Genomic DNA, 18,319 nt, shown 5'->3' with positions numbered 1-18,319 from the left:
CCACCGCCGCGCCCAGCATCTCGTGCCCCTCGCGGAACACCGTCGCCGACACCTCGAACGTCTCGCCCACCACTGCCTTGGCGGGCCACCGGCCGCACCCCACCACCGGCTCCACGTCCATGATCGGTATACGGCCGATCCCCGGAGACCCGAGCCCCGGAAAAGCGGTCATATGGGACGTTCCGGACTCGACGTGCATGTGGCATCCCCTACCCGTGCGAGGCCATCGAAACGTCCATGCCCGCGAGTGCGGGCTTACCGCCCTGTAGCTTTGTGTAACTTTGGGTAAGTGATCCGCCACTCGACGCATACGTTAGGAAGGGCGCGATCCGGTTAGGGGATGGTCGCCTCGCGCCGATCGTGCCGCGGCCGGACGTCCGCATACCGTGACGGCGGGTGACGTCCGCGCCGCGGAACCTTGTGGCTACGCTGGGTGATGATCGGGTTTCGTCTCGAGACCGGAAGAAGCAGAAACGGAGCCGTTCGTTGAGGAACCGCGCGCACCCGGGGTGTTCGGGCTTCGGCCGGACGCCCCTTCGCGGAGTCCGGATTCCTCCCCGGTCCGGAGGCCGGGGCATCTCCTGGAGGAACCCGTGAAGGCGATACGACGCTTCACCGTCCGCACCGTCCTTCCCGAGCCGCTGACGCAGCTCGAGGAACTCGTCCTCAACCTGCGCTGGTCCTGGCACCACGAGACGCTCGACCTGTTCCGGGCCGTGGATCCCGCGCTGTGGAAGGCCGTCGACCACGACCCCGTCCGGCTGCTCGGCGAGGTGTCCCCGGAGCGGCTGGACCGCCTCGCCGAGGACCGCCGGTTCCTGCGCCGCCTCCGGGACGCCGCCGAGGAGCTGCGCGAGTACCTGACGGCGCCCCGCTGGTACCAGTCGCGGCCCGGCGTGCCGTCGTCCATCGCGTACTTCTCGCCGGAGTACGGCATCACCGCGGCGCTGCCGCAGTACTCGGGCGGCCTCGGCATCCTGGCGGGCGACCACCTGAAGACCGCCAGCGACCTCGGCGTCCCGATCATCGGGGTCGGCCTGCTGTACCGGCACGGGTACTTCTCGCAGTCGCTGTCGCCGGACGGCTGGCAGCTCGAGCGGTACCCGCCGATCGACCCGAACGGGCTGCCGCTCACCCTGCTGCGCGAGAAGGACGGCTCGCCGGTGCGGGTCCGCATCGGGCTGCCCAAGGGCGGGCCGCTGCACGCGCAGGTGTGGCTCGCCCGCGTCGGCCGCGTCCCGCAACTCCTGCTGGACTCCGACGTCGAGGAGAACGAGCCGTCCGCCCGGGACGTCACCGACCGGCTGTACGGGGGCGGCGGCGACCACCGGCTGCTGCAGGAGATGCTGCTCGGCATCGGCGGGGTCCGCGCGATCCGCGCGTACTGCCGCATCACCGGGCACGCGGCCCCCGAGGTGTTCCACACGAACGAGGGCCACGCCGGGTTCCTCGGCCTGGAACGCATCCGGGAGCTGGTCGCCGAGCACGGCCTCGCCTTCGACGAGGCCCTGGAGGCGGCCCGCGCGGGCACCGTGTTCACCACCCACACGCCCGTCCCCGCGGGCATCGACCGGTTCCCGCGCGAACTGGTCGGACGGTACTTCGGCGGGGCGAACGAGGAACCGGCGGTGCCCGTCGACCGGATCCTCGCGCTCGGCGCCGAGGACTACCCGGGCGGCGACCGGACCGTGTTCAACATGGCCGTCATGGGCATGCGGCTCGCGCAGCGCGTCAACGGCGTCAGCGAGCTGCACGGGCGGGTCAGCCGGGAGATGTTCGGCGGCCTGTGGGGCGGGTTCGACACCGCCGAGGTGCCGATCGGGTCGATCACCAACGGCGTCCACGCGGGCACCTGGGTGGCCCGCGAGATCCAGGAGCTCGCCGCCCGCGAGATCCCGTCGCTCGTGGAGACCGGCAGCGGCTGGGAGGAGATCCTGTCCCGCCCGGGCACCGAGCTGTGGCGGGTGCGGGGCCTGCTGCGCCGCCGCCTCGTCGCGGACGCGCGGCGGCGGCTGCGCGAGTCGTGGCGGCAGCGCGGCGCGAGCGAGGCCGAGACGTCCTGGACCGACGACGCCCTCGACCCCGACGTCCTGACGATCGGGTTCGCGCGGCGCGTCCCGTCCTACAAGCGGCTCACGCTGATGATGCGCGACCCCGCCCGGCTCCGCCGCATCCTGCTGGACCCGCGGCGCCCCGTGCAGATCGTCATCGCCGGGAAGGCGCACCCGGCCGACGAGGGCGGCAAGCGGCTCATCCAGGAGATCGTCCGGTTCGCCGACGCCGAGGACGTCCGGCACCGCATCGTGTTCCTGCCCGACTACGACATGGACCTCGGACGCCTCCTCGTGCAGGGCTGCGACGTGTGGATGAACAACCCGCTGCGCCCGCTGGAGGCGTGCGGCACGTCCGGGATGAAGGCCGCGCTGAACGGCGCGCTGAACCTGTCGGTGCGGGACGGCTGGTGGGACGAGTGGTACGACGGGCAGAACGGCTGGTCGATCCCGTCCGCCGACGGCCTCGCCGCCCCGGACCGGCGCGACGACCTGGAGGCCGCCGCGCTGTACGAGCTGATCGAGGACCACGTCGCCGTCACGTTCTACGACCGCGACTCCGCCGGGCTGCCGCGCCGCTGGCTGGAGATGGTCAAGCACACCATCGCGACCCTCGGCCCGAAGGTCCTCGCGACCCGGATGGTCCGCGACTACGTCGAGCGGTACTACACCCCGGCGGCGGGGTCGGCGCGCGCGATGGCCGCCGACGGGTACGCGGGCGCCCGCGAGCTGGCCGCGTGGAAGCGGCGGGTCGCGCGGGCGTGGCCGGGCGTCACCGTCGAGCACGTCGACGGCGGCGGGGACGAGAGCCCGCACGTCGGCGCGCGGCTGCCGGTCCGGGTCGTGGTCGACCTCGGCGGGCTCGACCCCGGCGACGTCGCCGTCGAGGTCGCCTACGGGCGGGTCGACGCGTCCGACACGCTCGTCGACCCGGCCTACCTGGAGCTCGGCGGCGCGGAGAAGGCCGACGGCGGGCGGCTCCGGTACGCGGGGGAGATCCCGCTCGCCCGCAGCGGCGCGTTCGGCTACAGCGTCCGCGTCGTGCCGAGCCATCCGCGGCTGTCGGGACGGGCCGAGCCGGGGCTGGTCGCGCTGCCGCCCGCGCCGCACGGCATGACGAACGGCGACCTGCGCTAGCGGCCCCCGCCGCCGGGCCCGCCGGGCCCCTGCTCGCCGTGCTCGCCGTCGTCGTCCTCGCCGTCCTCGTCCTCGTCGTCGGGCGGCGGGTCGGGCAGCCGCCAGCCGGCGACGAGGACGGGCAGCGCCAGGTGCGTGCTGAACAGCGCCACGACGCCGGTGACGATCGCGGCCATCGGGATGAACGTGTCGCGGTCGCCCTCGACGGCCAGCACCGCGAGCATGAGGACGACCAGCAGCAGGAGCATCGCCCGGTGCGCGATCGTGTACGCGCGGAGCCGGTCGGCGACCTGCCGCTCGTCGAGCCGGTCCTCGGCCAGCGAGGTCGTCCCGCGGGTGGCGATGTTCAGCGCGCCGTACACCGGCACCACGATCACGACGTAGCCGATGAACAGGCCGATCGTCCAGTACATGGCGGTGTCGCTGGGCGCCAGGTGCCACGACACGACCGTCCCGGCCCACGGCATCGCCAGCCCCAGCCCTCCCGCCGCGGCGGTGACGCGCCGGCGCGTCCGGGTCCGGTGCCAGGACCGCAGGCGGTCTTCCTCGAGCCCCTGCTCCTGGGTCCTCGCCCAGCGTTCGGCCAACCGCCGCACTCTCGCCTCCTTCACCCGGCGCTCCCCAGCCTCGGGAACGGCGCCAGCGAGAATACGACCTCCACCGGCACCTCGAAGAATTCCGCGATCCGCAGCGCGAGGTGCAGGCTGGGGCTGTACTCGCCGCGCTCCAGGTACCCGACCGTCTGGTAGTGGACGCCCAGTGCCTTCGCCAGATCGCGGCGCGACACGCCCCGCTCGGCGCGCAGCACCGCGATCCGGTTGTAGACGGTCTCCTTGTCCCCTGCCACCGCCCCAGTCTCCCGCAAACCCGCTCAGAGCGCGCCCTGCGCGGCGCGCCTCTCCTGGGCCCGCGCCAGCCGCGTCCCCGACTCGCGGCGCGCGGCGCGCAGCAGCAGGACGGGCGCGAGCAGGAGCCCGAGCAGCGACCAGGCGCCCAGCACCGCCGCGGCCTCCGCGAGGCGCCAGCTCCCGCCGATCTCGGCGGCGAGCATCGCGTCGGGCAGGAACACCGACCGCAGCCCGAGCCCCTGCCAGTACAGCGGGAACGCCTGCGCGACCCACTGGACGGGCTCTGGCATCGCCGTCACCGGGAACATCACGCCCGAGACGAGCATCAGGCCCATCATCGGCAGCGACAGGATGCCGGCCGCGTTGCGCGAGCCCGGTAGCAGCGCGCCGAGCGCGGCGCCGAGCGGGACGACCGACAGCGTGCCGAGGACGAGCACCCACGCCAGCGTCACCCAGTCGCCGGCGGCGGTGGGCAGGTCGAGCCCGCCGAACGCGGCGCCCGCGGCGAGCATCAGCACGACGTACGTCGCGATCTGCGCGAGGACGTACACCGCGCGCCCGACCAGGTACGCGGGGATGCCGTTCGGGACCGTCCGCATCCGCAGCAGCGTCCCCTCCTCGCGGTCCGCCGCGATCGACATCGGGAGGTTCAGCAGCCCCGCCGTGTACACCGCGAACGCGATGAACCCGGCCGTCATCAGCACGGCCTGCGACGCGCCCGCCGCGCCCTCCACGTCGTGCCCGCCCTGCCACAGGACGAGCGCCAGGTAGACGCCGACCGTCCCGATCATCGCGCTGGCGAACTCCTGCCGGCTGCGCAGGAACTGCATGTACTCGGCCCGCCCCCGGCGGAGCCCGATCTTCGCGACCCGGGTGTTCACGCCGCCCTCCCGCTCTCCTCGATGGTGAATCGCCCGCCGTCCCCGCCGCCCGCGACCAGGCCGAGGTAGGTGTCCTCCAGGGACGCCCGCCGGACCTCCAGTCCCGGCACCGGACCGCCGAACCTGCGGTGCAGCTCGAACGCGAGCCGCGACGGGTCGGACGTCCGCTCGCCGCGGAGCTCGCCGCCCTCGATCCAGCGGACCTCCGACGACGCCCGCGCGGTCGCCGCCAGGCTCGCCGGCGTCCCGCACGCCCTGACCTCGCCGCCGACCAGGACCGCGATCCGGTCGGCGAGCCGCTCGGCCTCCGCGAGGTCGTGCGTGGTGAGCAGCACCGCCATGCCCTCGTCCCGCGCGAGCCGCTCGACCAGCTCGTGGAACTCGCGGCGCGCCTGCGGGTCGAACCCGGTCGTCGGCTCGTCCAGGAAGAGCAGCTCGGGGCGGCCGACGATGCCGAGCGCGACGTCCAGCCGGCGGCGCTGCCCGCCCGACAGCCGGGAGACCGTCTGCCCGGCCTGCCCGGTCAGGCCCATGATTTCCAGCAGCTCGTCGGGGTCGCGCGGCCGCTCGTACAGCGACGCGACGTGCGCGAGCAGCTCCCGGGCGCCCCAGCGCGAATGGTCCCGCCAGTTCTGCAGGACGATCCCGAGCCGCGCCCGCCACGCGTTGCCGCCCGTCCCGGGGTCGGTCCCGAGCACCCGGACGTCGCCGGACGACCGCAGCCGGAACCCTTCGAGGATCTCGATGGTCGTCGTCTTGCCCGCCCCGTTCGGCCCGAGCAGCGTCACGACCTCGCCCGCCGCGACGTCCAGGTCGACCCCGCGCAGGACCTCCGTGCGCCCGTACGTCATGCGCAGGTCGCGGGCCCGCACCACCGGCTCGCTCATCCGTCCCCCTCCATAGTGGACCTCGGATCAAATGCCGTGCTTCTGCTGCAGAAGATAGCAGAAGTACTACATTCCATCGCACTAGTGCGAGGGGCAGGGGCGCGGTCGTGCTTCGTACAGCGCCGTGTGCAGGCGAAACGCCGGGTCCGGCAGCGGGAAGCGGACGGCCGCCCGTTCGGGGCGCGTGCGCGGATCGCCCGGCCGGGGCACCATGGCGGTCATGAAGGTCTTCGTTTCGGTCGACATGGAGGGCGTCTCGGGGCTCACCGACCCCGAGGAGATGCGCGCGGGCGGGCGCGGCTACGAGCGCGGCTGCGAGCTGATGACCGGCGACGCCAACGCCGCGGTCCGCGCCGCGTTCGACGCCGGGGCCGAGAGCGTCGTCGTCACCGACGCGCACGGCGGCGGCCGCAACCTGCGCGCCGACCTCATCGACGAGCGGTGCACGCTCGTCCGGGGCCCCTACAAGCCCATGCGCATGGGCGAGGGCCTCGACGCGGGCTTCGACGTCGCGCTCTACGTCGGGTACCACGCGCGGGCCGGGGCGGAACGGGGCGTCCTCAACCACACGTGGATGGGCCGGGAGATCCAGAACCTCTACCTCAACGGGGAGATCGCGGGCGAGATCCGGCTGATGGCCGGGTACGCGGGCTCCCTCGGCGTCCCGATCGGCCTCGTCGCCGGGGACGAGGCCGCGTGCGCCGAGGCGCGGGACGTCCTCGGCGCCGTCCCGACCGTCGCCGTCAAGCGGGGCCTCGACCGGTACGCCGCCGAACTGATCCCGCCGGCGCGCGCGCAGGAGCGCATCTACGAGACCGCGCTGCGCTCACTGCGGGACGAACGGTGGCCGCAGCTCACCGTCCCCGCGCCCTACACCCTCGCGGTCGAGTGGAACGCGACGGCGATCGCGCAGTCGTGCGCGGTCATCCCGGGCGTCCGCCTCGCCGGCCCGCGCACCACCGAGCTCACGACGGACGACTACGCCGACGTCGTCGGCCTGCTCGGCGTCTGCGCGACGATCGCGGGGGAGGTCGGCTGCACGGGCCGCAACTACGGCTAGTGCCTGCGGTGGCGGCCGCCCAGGTCACAGGACGATCGCCGCGAGGCGCTCGCCGCTTGCGCAGGGCGTCCAGTTCGGACCCGGCCGTCTTGCGCAGGTCCGTCTCGCTCAGCCGCTCGTACGGCGTCGGCGGCTTCTCGCCGCGCTCGAAGACCCCTCGCGGCATGCGCGCGAACTCCCGATTCGGCCACCGGCTCGTGTCAGCCCACGACAGAATAGGGGCCGGAGTGATCGGAACCGAGGTCGTGCCGCGCGGCTCCGCGCCGGCGCCGCTCGCGCCTTATCCTGCCCGCAGACGATCAACGGACGAAAGGTGCGCCGTGGAGGCACTCGGCCCCGATGACCCGCGTGCCGCCGGGGCGTACCGGCTGATCGCCCGGCTGGGCGCGGGCGGGATGGGCCGGGTGTTCCTCGGCAGGTCCGCGCGCGGCCGGATGGTCGCGGTGAAGCTCGTCCACCCCGAACTGGCCCGCGATCCCGAGTTCCGGCGCCGGTTCCGGCACGAGGTCGCCGCCGCCCGCAAGGTCGGCGGCGCCTGGACCGCGGCCGTCCTGGACGCCGACACCGAGTCCGACGCGCCCTGGGTCGCGACGGCCTACGTGCCGGGCCCGAGCCTGCGGGAGGTCGTCGACGCGCGCGGGCCGCTGCCCGAGGCGTCCGTCCGCGCCCTGGCCGACGGGCTCGCGCGGGCGCTGCGGGCCGTCCACGGCCACGGCCTGATCCACCGCGACGTGAAACCGACGAACGTGCTCGTCACGATCGACGGGCCCCGGCTCATCGACTTCGGCATCGCCCGCTCGAGCGACGGAGACGTCGCCACCCGGACGGGCGTGCTCGTCGGCTCGCCGGGGTTCATGTCCCCCGAGCAGGTGCGCGGCACGCCGCTCACCCCGGCGGCCGACGTCTTCTCGCTCGGCGCGGTGCTGGCGTTCGCCGCGACCGGACGGCTCCCGTTCGACGGCGCCGCCGACGTCCGGCTGTACCGGCTCGTGTTCGAGGCGCCCGACCTCGACGGCGTCGACGGGCCCCTCCGCGACCTGATCGAGCGCTGCCTGGCCAAGGAGCCGGACGCGCGGCCCGCGCTCGACGAGCTCCTCGCCGACCCGTCCGGGGACACCTGGCTCCCGGCCGCCGTCGTCGCGGACCTGGGCCGCCACGCCGCCCGCCTCCTCGACTTCGAGGACCCCCACGCCGAACCCCACGCCCCGGCCGCGCCCGCCCTCCCCGCACCGCCGCCCGGCCCGCCGCCGGGCCCGCCGCCCGGTCCGCCGCCGGGCCCGCCGCCCGGTCCGCCGCCGGGCCCGCCGCCCGGGCGGACCGACACGGCCGCGCCGCCGCGCCCGCGGGCGCCGCTCTACCTCGCGATGGGCGCCGCGGCGGCGGCCGCCGTCGTCGCGGTGGCGCTGGCGTTCGTCCTCGCGCGGGGCGAAGGCCCCGGCGGCGGCGACGCGCGCGCGGACGGGCGCTCCGGCGGCCCGGCGCCGTCCGGGACCGCGACCGGCAGGAGCGCGAGCGGCGGGGGCACGCCCGACGAGCCCGGAGAGATCCCCCGCGAGCTGATCGGCACCTGGGAGGGCGGCACCGCGAGCGCCACGTCCCGCATCCGGCGCTTCACCGTCGCGCAGGGCGAGGTCGGCGACCCCGTCGTCATGCTCCTGTCGGTCGGCGAGGACATCCTGTGCGAGTACGAGGGACGGCTGCTGTACGGCGGCCCCACCGTCGGCCTGGACGTCCGCCGGACCCGCGCGGTCCCCGGCGGATGCGCGGAGCGCACGGAGATCACCCTCGCCCGCGAAGGGGAGCGCGTCCGCTGGCGGGACGGCGACGCCTCCGGCGTGCTCACCCCCGCCCGGCGCGGCGACATCCCCGAGCGGCACCGGGGGACCTGGGAGGGGACCGTCGGACGGCCCACGGCGAACGACCCGGACCCGTCCCGCAAGCGGTTCGAGCTGACCGCCGGCACCGTTGGGACCGAAGCCGTCAAGATCACTGTCTCCGGCGACGGCCGGGCCCCGTGCGAGGCCATGGCCGTGCTGGTGTCCGCCGAGGACGACATCCTGGTCTACTCGAGCCGCCTGCTCACCCCCAGGTCCGAGTGCGCCCTGGCGGGCTTGCAGAAGCTCACCCCGCGCGCCGACGGAACCCTCTTCTGGGAGGTCCCGGAAACGGGGCAGGCGGGCGCGCTGCGGCGCGCCTGACCCGGCCGCGTCCCGCGGGCTCAGTCCTCCCCGGCGAGCGCCTCGTACGCGGGCGCCAGCACGTCCGCGAGCGGGCGGCGCCGCACCCTGACCGGCGGCGGCGCCGCGACCCGCAGCACGAACCCGGGCGGGACGGGCGGTGCCGCGCGGCGCTCGCGGAGCCGCGCGAGCCCCGACGGCGCCGTCCAGAACCCGTCCGCCGCCAGCGGCTCGTCGTCCATCTCCAGCGGGTCCGGCTCGGTGGCCGCACCCCGGCGGAGCGCCGCCAGCAGCGCGTCCCGCCCCCGCCCGTTCCACTCCAGGATCAGGAACGGGTCGTCGTCGAACGCCTCCGCCAGCAGGTAGAGGACGGCCGCCGCGTGCTTGCACGGGTCGCCCCAGTCGGGGCAGTCGCACATCAGGTGCAGGTCGGCCGCCGACCCGGGGAACAGCGCCAGCCCCAGCTCGGCGAACACCCACTCGATCTCCGGGGGCATCTCGCCCGCGAGGAGCCGCGCCCGGAACACCGCGCGGGACGCCAGCTCCGCCTCGGCCGCCCGCCAGCCCGCCGCGTCGATCGCCTCGATGCCGAGCGCCACCGTGTACGGCTCGGGCGCCGAACCGTGCACCTTCGCGGTCACCTCGTACGCCGCGACCTTCAGGTCCGTCACGTTGCCCTTGCGCGCGTACGTCCGGCCGCGCGCGAGGCGGCCCTGGTCGGCGAACGACTCGACGAGGTCGATGAACCGCCGCGACCACCACCGCTCGCCGATCGACCCGCGCCGGTTGCGGGCCCGGAGCCCGTCGCCCGGAACGTCCATCAGCCGCTCACCGCCCCCGGGTCGAGCCGCAGGACGTCCCGCAGTTCGGCGACCGACAGCTCGGTCAGCCAGTCCTCGCCGGTGCCGACGATCGACTCGGCGAGGGCCTTCTTGCGCTCGATCATCTCGTCCACGCGCTCCTCCATCGTCCCCGCGCAGATGAACTTGCGGACCTGCACGTTGCGGGTCTGCCCGATGCGGAACGCCCGGTCGGTGGCCTGGTCCTCGACGGCCGGGTTCCACCAGCGGTCGACGTGCACGACGTGGTTCGCGGCCGTCAGCGTCAGGCCCGTCCCGGCCGCCTTCAGCGACAGCAGGAACACCGCCGGTTCGGGATCGTCCTGGAAATGGCGCACCAGGTCGTCGCGCGCCTGCTTGGACGTCCCGCCGTGCAGCCACAGGACGGGGCGTTCGAGGTGCGCCGCCAGGTACGGCTGGAGCATCGACCCGAACTCGGCGTACTGCGTGAACACGAGCGCCTTCTCGCCCTGCTCGACGATCTCGGCGCAGATCTCCTCGAGCCGCTCCAGCTTCCCCGACCGGCCCGGCAGCCGCGAGCCGTCCTTGAGGAGCTGCGCCGGATGGTTGCAGACCTGCTTGAGCTTCGCCATCGTCGCGAGGACGAGCCCGCGCCGCTGCTTCTCGTCCGCCTCGGCGATCTGCGCGAGCATGTCGTCCACGGTCGCCCGGTACAGCGACGCCTGCTCGGCCGTCAGGTTGCAGTAGACCTTGATCTCCTGCTTCTCCGGCAGGTCCGAGATGATCGACTTGTCGGTCTTGAGGCGGCGCAGGACGAACGGCTGCGTGGCCCGCTTCAGCGCCGCCGCCGCCCGCTCGTCCCCCTCCCGCTCGATCGGCACCGCGAACCGCCGCCGGAACTCCGCCCGCGGCCCGAGCAGCCCCGGGTTCGCGAACTCCATGATCGACCACAGTTCGGTCAGGTGGTTCTCGACCGGCGTGCCGGTCAGCGCGATCCGGCTGCGCGCCGGGATGCTCCGCACCGCCCGCGCCTGCCGCGTCCCGCTGTTCTTCAGCGCCTGCGCCTCGTCGCAGACGACCCGCTCCCACCCGACCGCCGCGAGCGCCTCGGCGTCCCGCGCCGCCGTCCCGTACGTGGTCAGCACCAGGTCGGCCTCGGCCGCGGCGCGCGCCACGTCGTCCCCGCGGTGCCGGGACGTCCCGTGGTGCACGTACACGCGCAGCTTCGGCGCGAACCGCGCCGCCTCCCGCTCCCAGTTCCCCACCAGCGACATCGGCCCGATGAGCAGTGTCGGTCCCGGACGGCGCCCGCCGTCGCGCTCCGCGTCGCCGTCGCGCTCCGCGTCGCCGCCCCGTTCCGCGACGAGGAGCGCCAGCGTCTGGGCCGTGTTGTGGCACACGATGCCTTCGGCGATGTAGTTGTGGTGGTCGGCGACCTCGAAGTCGTAGACGTAGCCCTCGTAGTCGATCTCCTCGACCGAGGTCACGGTGGCGTAGAAGACCTCGCGCGTCGCGCGGTTCTCCAACCGGTCCCGGAGGCGCCGGAGGGCGGCCCGGTCGAGCCTCTCGTAAGCGGCGAGGGTCCGGGCCGTCCAACGGCTCCGCCCGAGGCTCGCGTAGTGGGCCTCTGCCTCGCCGGACAGGATGCGGTCGAATCCGCCTACGGCTTCCAGAGCGGTCCTCTTGGACGGCTCTTGGGTGCCGGAGAAGTAGACGGGGTTCACGCCGAAGTGCCGCATCGGGAGGCCGGTCAGCTCCTGCGCCCGCTTCAGCAGATCGCTCCCTGGAACACCTTCGACGTTGGTGTTGGGGGAGAGGGCGCAGATCTGCTCCAGACGGGACTGTTTGGCCTCGTCGGCGATTCCGACCAGTTCGGCGAACCGGCGCAGGCTCGAACCGCCGATCCGACCGACCCGGTAGGGACGCTTGGTTCCCGTGCCGTTGGTCGCGCACTTCCATGACGTGGAGACGCGGAGCCAGACGCCGAAACGCCGGAGCATCGCGCCGAGCTGCCGGATGACCCAGACCGACGCGGAGGAGACCTCGACGAGCCGCCCGGTGACGGTGACCGAGGACTCCGCCGCGAAGTAGTGGCGCAGGAACAGGCGCACGGTGGCGTCGTCCGCCGCCATGATGCGCTCGGGGATCCGCTTGTGCGCCGAGACCCCTCCCCAGCGGTATCCGTGCTCCTCGAGGAAGTGCCTGTACGCGATGCCGCTCCAGCGCAGGTACGCGGCCCTACCGCCGTCGCCGGGGACGACCTTCGGAGGGGTCAGGCGGATCCCGTGGCGCTCGGCGATGCGGAGGAGCCGGGCGTGCAGGTCGTGGAGGACGCGCTCGTCCTTCTGGGTGATCACCGTGCCGGAGTGCGCGGCTTCGTGGCCCTCGGCGATCTGCCACGCGAGGAGCACGGTCAGGTCGGGGTCCACCGGGGCGCCCTCGTGCACCAGGCGAGCGGGCACGCACACCCGCGTGCCGGGCCGGATGTCGCGGCTCCAGTCGTCGAGACCCAGGAGGCGGTGCCGCCGGGTGACGATTATTTCGCTGCCGTCGTCCAGCGAGATTTTCCGCACCTTCTCGTGGACGTGCTGCCGGTAGAGACGCGTGATCGCGGACGGAACGATGCGTCCGTCCTTGGCCATGGAGTTCACCGTCAGCGGCTCGGCCGGGAGCGACCATACGCCTTCCCCGTCCGGGTCGAGGGAGGTCGCGTAACGGGCCCAGATGTCCTTCGCCTTGAGCAGGGCTCCGTTGACGTAGACGAACTCGTCCTTGCCTATGCACTTCCCGAGGCCCATGGAGTCCGCGAGGATGCCGCCGAGGCCGATCTCGTTGAGGAAGTTCAGCCAGGCCAGACCGCGCTCCTGGAACGGCCGGAGCGTTCCGTTGAACCCGTCCGGGGTGCGCATGGGGGTGAGGCGGCGGTCGGCCTCGCCGGAGAGCAGGTCGCCGAACGCGCCGTCGGCGTCGACGCCGACGAGCGGGAGGGCGTCGTCGCCCGCGTGGACGATGGCGCGGATCGCCTCGGCGGCCGGCATCCGGCCCCGCCGGGGCTGCCGCAGGAAGTCCAGGGCCGCCTCGAGCTGCTCGCGGTCGAGCTCCACCCACTGGCCGCGCAGCCGGACGAGCGGCGTCTTCAGCCGGGCCAGCTCCTCCAGCTCGTCCTCGTCGACGGTCGCGTCGCCGATCGCCAGGTCCCAGCGGAAGTCGACCATGGCCTTGAGGTCGAAGCCCGACGGGGCCGCCGCGCCGGACGACGCCTCCGGGTCCTCGGCGCGGGTGGTGAGCTTCATCCCGAGCTTCGCCTTGCCCGCCCACTGCGGCAGCAGGACGCCGAACCCCGCGGCGGCCAGCATCGGCGCGGCCTCCCGCAGGAACCGGAACGCGCCCGCGGTGTCGAGGGCGAGCCCGTCCGGCACGGGGGAGTCGAGGGCGGGCGCGAGGTCGGGGAACAGGCGCAGCGCGCGGCCGAGGCCGGTGAGCAGCGTCTCCTCGGCGTCCGCGATGGTGGGGGCGTCGCCCGCCCACACGAGCGACGCCGGGACGTACAGGCTCGGGTCGTCGGTGCCCTGGAGGGCGAACTCGACGCGCCACGCGTCGTCGCCGCGCGGCTCCCGCGACTCGCCGGTGTCGTACTCGTCCGCGCCCGGTTCGGCGAGCCGGAAGCAGACCCGCAGGGGCCCGGACGGACGGCGCGCGGCGGCGGCCCACGCGTCCAGTTCGGCGATCAGCTCGTCGGGGTCGTCGCGGGGCTCGCGGGCGACCTCGGCGGACGGGCCGGTGAGCGCCGCCACCCAGCGTTCGGCGAGCGGCAGGCGGTCGGGGACCGCCCCGCGCCGGGCGGGCAGCAGGGGGTGCGGGACGACGCCCCGGACGGCCGTGTCGACGAGCCCGGACAGCGCCTCGCGCAGGACGTGCGCGGCGGGGCGGCCGCCGTCGGCGGCGCGGCACGCGGCGGGCATCGCCCGGACGAGCGCGCGGAACCGCGCGGGGTCGTCCAGGACGGGCCGCCAGCGGGCCACCAGGTCGCCGTCCTCGCGCAGCAGCGCGGGCAGCACGTGGCCGCGTTCGGCGAGGGACACCGCCTCCTCGGCGAGCAGGCACAGGAACCGCAGGTCGGTGCCGGGGATCACGTCGGCGCCGTGCTCGGCCGCCTGCAGCAGCGCCATCGCCGGGAACGGCTCCAAAACCAGCGCGGGGACGCGCCACGGCCGCAGCTCCGGCGCGCCGGACACCGGTTCGGGCCCGAGCTCGGCCGACGGCAGCGGGTGGTCGCCGGCGGTGGGCAGCGTGAGGGCGAGCTCGACCCGGGCGGCGCCGCGGACGAGCGGCTCGTAGGAGGTGCCGGTGAAGTCGCGGGCGGCGAACGGGTGGACGTCCCCGGACGGCTCGTGCGGGCCGGTGCGCTCGGCCCACAGGCACAGCGCACCGCCGTGCCAGGTGGCGTGTCCGACGAGCATGGACACCGAAGTTACCAGCGGGGTGCGACGGGACGGCCGACGGCGGCGGGGGCCGCCGCGGCGGGGCGGGAGGCTTGTTAGGTTCGGGACGTCGTGGTCATCCGGAGCATGGAGGCGTTCGTGGGCGAGTTCGTACGGGTCGAGGTCGAGGACGGCGTCGCGACGATCAGGCTGGACCGTCCGAAGATGAACGCGCTGAACGCGGCGATGCAGCGGGAGCTGGCCGACGCGGCGCGCGTCGTGACCGAGGACGCCGACGTGGCGGCGGTCGTCCTGTACGGCGGGGAGAAGGTGTTCGCGGCGGGCGCGGACATCAAGGAGATGGCCGCGATGTCGGCGGCGGAGATGTCGGCGGGCCACTCCCATCTGCTGCAGAACTTCACCAAGGCCCTCGCGGGCATCCCCAAGCCGGTCATCGCGGCGATCACCGGGTACGCGCTCGGCGGCGGCCTGGAGGTCGCGCTGGCCGCCGACTTCCGGGTGATGGGCGAGGGCGCGAAAGTGGGGCAGCCGGAGATCCAGCTCGGCATCATCCCCGGCGCGGGCGGCACGCAGCGGCTCGCCCGGCTGGTGGGCCCGGCGAAGGCCAAGGACCTGGTCTTCTCCGGGCGGCACGTCCGGGCGGACGAGGCGCTCGCGATCGGGCTCGTCGACCGGGTCGTCCCCGACGCGGACGTGCACGCGGCGGCGCGCGAGTGGGCGGCGACGTTCGTCGGCGGCCCGGCGGTCGCGCTGCGCGCCGCGAAGCAGGCGATCGACGCGGGCCTCGAGGTCGGGCTGGACACGGGCCTGGAGATCGAGCGCGTCCAGTTCTCGGCGCTGTTCGCGACCGAGGACCAGGCGAACGGCATGAAGAGCTTCATGGAGGAGGGCCCGGGGAAGGCGAAGTTCACCGGCCGCTGAGCCCGCCGGGCGCGTCCCGTTCGCGGGCGGCTCGGGCGTCGAGCACCTCGTCGGCGTAGCGCTCGGTCCACCGGCCGAGCGCGGCGAGCGGCTCGATCAGCCCGCGGCCGGGGCCGGTCAGCCCGTACTCGACGCGCGGCGGCGCCTCGGCGTAGCGGCGGCGCGCCACCAGGCCGTTCGCCTCGAGGCGCCGCAGCGTCTGGGTGAGGACCTTGTGGCTGATGCCGCCGATCCGCTCCCGCAGGTCGCCGGGGCGCATCGGGCCGTCCCGCAGCGTCCACAGCACGACGCCCGTCCAGGTGCCGGAGAGCAGATCGAGGCCGAGCCGGGTCCGGCAGTCGGCGGTGAAGTCGTCCATGGTCTCGCCCGACATCCTGCCTCTTCCGATACGAACCGGATGGTGCGGAACGGTTCGCCTAGCGTCCCGTCCGACGGTAGTCGACCGGAGGAGGACGGCATGCGGATCGGTGTGCTGGGCGCGGGGAACATGGCGGACGCGCTGGCGGGGCAGTGGGTGCGGGCGGGGCACGACGTGCGGATCGGCGCGCGGACGCCCGCGCGGGCGGCGGCGCTCGCCGGGCGGCTCGGGTGCGCGGGCGGCGGGCTCCGGGACGCGGCGGAGTTCGGCGAGGCGGTCCTGCTCGCCGTCGCCCACGGCGGGGCGATGGACGCGCTGCGCGGCGCGGGCGCGGCGGAGGGCGTCCTCGCCGGGCGGGTGCTGATCGACTGCACGAACCCGATGGCGCCGCCGTTCGAGGCGCTGCTGACGGACGGCGGCCCGTCGGCGGCGCGCCGGATCGCGGACGCGTCGGGCGCGCGGGTCGTCAAGGCGTTCACCCTGTGCCCCGATCCCGTGTGGCGGATGACGCCGCCGGTGTTCGGGGGGCGCCCGCTCGGGGTGCCGCTGTGCGGCGACGACGAGGACGCCCTGGAGACGGTCGGGGGACTGGTGCGCGACCTCGGGTGCGTCCCGATGCGCGGCGGGAGCCTGGCGCGCGCCGCGCTGCTGGAGGCCGCGGCGGCGTTCACCGTCGGGCTGCTGGCCGCGGGCGAGGACCCGGCCGCGATGGTCCCCCCGGTCGCGTTCATGGGCGCGCCGCGGTAGCGCGGTGCGCCCATTTCGCGCGTCTCCCGCGGCCGGACGAAGATCGCCCGATAGGCTCGGCGCCCATGCGGCAGGCGTACCGAACGGCGCTCGTGACGGGCGCGTCCAGCGGGATCGGTGAGAGCTTCGCGCGGCTCCTCGCCGAGCGGGGCGCCGACCTCGTGCTCGTCGCGCGCCGGACCGGCCTGCTGGACGGCCTGGCGCGCGAGCTCGTCGAGCGGTACCGGGTCGGGGTGGAGGTCCTCGCGGCCGACCTCACCGACCCGGAGCGGCGCGGCGAGGTCGAGCGGCGGCTCCGCGACGCGCCGGTCGAGCTGCTCGTGAACAACGCCGGGTACGGCGCGTTCGGCGCGTTCGCGGAGGAGCCGCTGGAGAACCAGCTCGCGCAGATCGAGCTGAACGTGACCGCGCTGGTCCGGCTGACGCGCGCGGCGCTGCCGGGGATGGTGGAGCGCGGCCGCGGCGGGGTGCTGAACGTCGCGTCGGTCGCCGGGTTCGCGCCGTCGCCGGGCAGCGCGACGTACGGTGCGACGAAGGCGTACGTGGCGTCCTTCTCGGAGAGCCTGCACGCGGAGGTCGCGGAGAAGGGCGTGCACGTGACGGCGCTGTGCCCCGGGTTCACGCGGACGGACGAGGAGTCGGCCGCGAACCTGCTGTGGCTGCGGCGCGACGCCGTGGCCCGCGCCGGGCTGGAGGCGGTCGCGGCCGGGCGGGCGCTGTGCGTCCCCGGCGCCCAGTACAAGGCGGTGATGCCCGCGCTGCGGATCCTGCCCCGGCCGCTGCTGCGGGCGGCGGCCGGCCGGATGTGGAAGCAGGCCGCCGACACGCAGTGAGGCGGGTCCCGGACGGAGCGTCCCCGAGCGGCGGTTTGCCGTGAGCGGCAAAGGCGGGGCTCGCGTTTCGTCCGGGTCTACAAAAGTCGCGCGCGGTTGATTGTTCCCGGAGTTACTTGACGGCGGTACCGCGGACTCGCGACCATCGAAACCTACGGTTGGGTAAGTTAGGAGCGAGGAAGCGCATGTCCGAGAGCCCCGAGACGAAGTTCCAGCACGGCCTCCTGCTCGAGCTCGAGCAGGTCGTTGAGAAGGAGCTGGACCGCCACCTGTCGATGGCCAAGGAGTGGTTCCCGCACCAGTACGTGCCGTGGAGCGAGGGCCGCGACTTCGACGGCCCCCTCGGCGGCGAGGAGTGGTCGCTGGAGCAGTCCAAGCTCAGCCAGGAGGCCCGCGAGTCGCTGATCGTCAACCTCCTCACCGAGGACAACCTGCCCGGCTACCACAACGCGATCGCGACCGTCTTCGGCCAGGAGGGCGCCTGGGGCGCCTGGGTCAACCGGTGGACGGCCGAGGAGAACCGGCACGGCATCGTCCTGCGCGACTACCTCACCGTCACCCGCGCCGTCGACCCGGTCGCGCTCGAGCGTGCCCGCATGCACCACATGGAGCAGGGCTACGCGGCCACGCACGGCGACTCGTTCCTGCACGGCACGGCGTACGTCTCGTTCCAGGAGCTGGCCACCCGCGTCTCCCACCGCAACACCGGCAAGGCGTCCGGCGACCCGGTCTGCGAGCAGATGATGGCCCGCATCGCCGCCGACGAGAACCTGCACATGATCTTCTACCGGAACCTGCTGGGCGCCGCGCTGGAGATCGCGCCGAACGAGACGATGCGGGCGATCACCGACGTCGTCAAGGCGTTCGAGATGCCCGGCACCGGCATCGAGGGGTTCCTCAAGAAGTCCGTGATCATCGCGAACGCCGGCATCTACGACCTGCGCCTGCACCACGACGACGTCCTCGTCCCGGTGCTGCGCAAGTGGAAGGTGTGGGACCGCACCGACCTGACCGGCGACGGCGACAAGGCCCGCGACGAGCTGAACGACTTCCTGGCGCAGCTCGACGCCGCCGCGACCAAGTTCGAGACCCGCCGCGAGGAGCGCCGCGCCCGGAGGGCCGCCCGCGAGTCCTGACGCGCCCCGGCCCGGCCCCCGGCCGTCCCGCCGCGACCCGC

At 74.4% G+C, this 18,319-nt stretch carries 15 protein-coding genes; 7 read left to right on the top strand and 8 right to left on the bottom strand.

Annotated features, from left to right (window positions below; all coding sequences use genetic code 11):
• On the bottom strand, nucleotides 1-172 hold a 172-nt coding region (locus tag DMH08_RS31620; RefSeq protein WP_125619639.1), incomplete at its 3' end, for a maltotransferase domain-containing protein.
• A 421-nt stretch (nucleotides 173-593) separates the two neighbouring features.
• Between DMH08_RS31620 and glgP the strand changes: the two genes are divergently transcribed.
• Entirely contained in the window at nucleotides 594-3,188 is a 2,595-nt protein-coding gene (gene glgP, locus DMH08_RS31615; RefSeq protein ID WP_026403898.1) for an alpha-glucan family phosphorylase, read from the top strand.
• On the opposite strand, the gene DMH08_RS31610 is transcribed toward glgP, so the two are convergent.
• The 4 genes from DMH08_RS31610 to DMH08_RS31595 are packed head-to-tail and all read right to left on the bottom strand — an operon-like array spanning nucleotide 3,185 to nucleotide 5,804.
• Nucleotides 3,185-3,799, bottom strand: coding sequence for a hypothetical protein (locus DMH08_RS31610; RefSeq protein ID WP_125619637.1), 615 nt, complete (start codon nucleotides 3,797-3,799; stop codon nucleotides 3,185-3,187). The two genes, glgP and DMH08_RS31610, sit on opposite strands and share 4 nt — an antisense overlap.
• On the bottom strand, nucleotides 3,796-4,035 hold the full coding sequence (locus tag DMH08_RS31605; RefSeq protein ID WP_051301075.1) for a helix-turn-helix transcriptional regulator: 240 nt from the start codon (nucleotides 4,033-4,035) through the stop codon (nucleotides 3,796-3,798). The genes DMH08_RS31610 and DMH08_RS31605 overlap by 4 nt, the downstream gene beginning before the upstream one ends.
• Nucleotides 4,036-4,059: 24 nt before the next feature.
• The gene (locus DMH08_RS31600; RefSeq protein ID WP_125619635.1) at nucleotides 4,060-4,917 is read right to left on the bottom strand and encodes an ABC transporter permease; all 858 of its coding nucleotides are present in this window, start codon (nucleotides 4,915-4,917) and stop codon (nucleotides 4,060-4,062) included.
• A complete protein-coding gene (locus DMH08_RS31595) occupies nucleotides 4,914-5,804 on the bottom strand; it encodes an ABC transporter ATP-binding protein (RefSeq protein WP_051301074.1) in 891 nt (296 codons plus the stop codon). Before DMH08_RS31595 ends, DMH08_RS31600 begins: the two co-directional genes overlap by 4 nt.
• A gap of 220 nt (nucleotides 5,805-6,024) precedes the next feature.
• Between DMH08_RS31595 and DMH08_RS31590 the strand changes: the two genes are divergently transcribed.
• The gene (locus tag DMH08_RS31590; protein WP_026403895.1) at nucleotides 6,025-6,864 is read left to right on the top strand and encodes a M55 family metallopeptidase; all 840 of its coding nucleotides are present in this window, start codon (nucleotides 6,025-6,027) and stop codon (nucleotides 6,862-6,864) included.
• 320 nt (nucleotides 6,865-7,184) lie between these two features.
• A complete protein-coding gene (locus DMH08_RS31585) occupies nucleotides 7,185-9,062 on the top strand; it encodes a serine/threonine-protein kinase (RefSeq protein WP_125619633.1) in 1,878 nt (625 codons plus the stop codon).
• A 20-nt stretch (nucleotides 9,063-9,082) separates the two neighbouring features.
• Here the strand turns inward: DMH08_RS31585 and DMH08_RS31580 are convergent, their stop codons facing one another.
• A complete protein-coding gene (locus DMH08_RS31580; protein ID WP_034519402.1) occupies nucleotides 9,083-9,862 on the bottom strand; it encodes an SWIM zinc finger family protein in 780 nt (259 codons plus the stop codon).
• A complete protein-coding gene (locus DMH08_RS42010; protein WP_125619631.1) occupies nucleotides 9,862-14,301 on the bottom strand; it encodes an SNF2-related protein in 4,440 nt (1,479 codons plus the stop codon). The genes DMH08_RS31580 and DMH08_RS42010 overlap by 1 nt, the downstream gene beginning before the upstream one ends.
• 120 nt (nucleotides 14,302-14,421) lie before the next feature.
• On the opposite strand from DMH08_RS42010, the gene DMH08_RS31570 reads away from it, so the two are divergent.
• Nucleotides 14,422-15,204, top strand: coding sequence for an enoyl-CoA hydratase/isomerase family protein (locus DMH08_RS31570; protein WP_026403893.1), 783 nt, complete (start codon nucleotides 14,422-14,424; stop codon nucleotides 15,202-15,204).
• Here DMH08_RS31570 and DMH08_RS31565 read toward each other — a convergent pair.
• Nucleotides 15,191-15,577 (bottom strand): winged helix-turn-helix transcriptional regulator, encoded by a 387-nt coding sequence (locus tag DMH08_RS31565; RefSeq protein ID WP_026403892.1) that lies wholly within the window; start codon nucleotides 15,575-15,577, stop codon nucleotides 15,191-15,193. The two genes, DMH08_RS31570 and DMH08_RS31565, sit on opposite strands and share 14 nt — an antisense overlap.
• 84 nt (nucleotides 15,578-15,661) lie before the next feature.
• On the opposite strand from DMH08_RS31565, the gene DMH08_RS31560 reads away from it, so the two are divergent.
• The 3 genes from DMH08_RS31560 to DMH08_RS31550 all read left to right on the top strand — a co-directional run bounded on the left by DMH08_RS31560 (nucleotide 15,662) and on the right by DMH08_RS31550 (nucleotide 18,278).
• The gene (locus tag DMH08_RS31560) at nucleotides 15,662-16,309 is read left to right on the top strand and encodes an NADPH-dependent F420 reductase (protein WP_125619629.1); all 648 of its coding nucleotides are present in this window, start codon (nucleotides 15,662-15,664) and stop codon (nucleotides 16,307-16,309) included.
• Nucleotides 16,310-16,374: 65 nt separating this feature from the next.
• The gene (locus tag DMH08_RS31555; RefSeq protein WP_125619627.1) at nucleotides 16,375-17,142 is read left to right on the top strand and encodes an SDR family NAD(P)-dependent oxidoreductase; all 768 of its coding nucleotides are present in this window, start codon (nucleotides 16,375-16,377) and stop codon (nucleotides 17,140-17,142) included.
• Nucleotides 17,143-17,327: 185 nt separating this feature from the next.
• The gene (locus DMH08_RS31550; protein ID WP_051301072.1) at nucleotides 17,328-18,278 is read left to right on the top strand and encodes an acyl-ACP desaturase; all 951 of its coding nucleotides are present in this window, start codon (nucleotides 17,328-17,330) and stop codon (nucleotides 18,276-18,278) included.
• Nucleotides 18,279-18,319: the final 41 nt, after the last annotated feature.

It is taken from the genome of Actinomadura sp. WAC 06369 (assembly GCF_003947565.1).
In the GTDB taxonomy this organism is placed as follows: Bacteria; Actinomycetota; Actinomycetes; order Streptosporangiales; family Streptosporangiaceae; genus Spirillospora; species Spirillospora rifamycini.
Note: the sequence above shows the minus strand (reverse complement) of the source record. Positions and strands in the feature narration are given on the sequence as shown.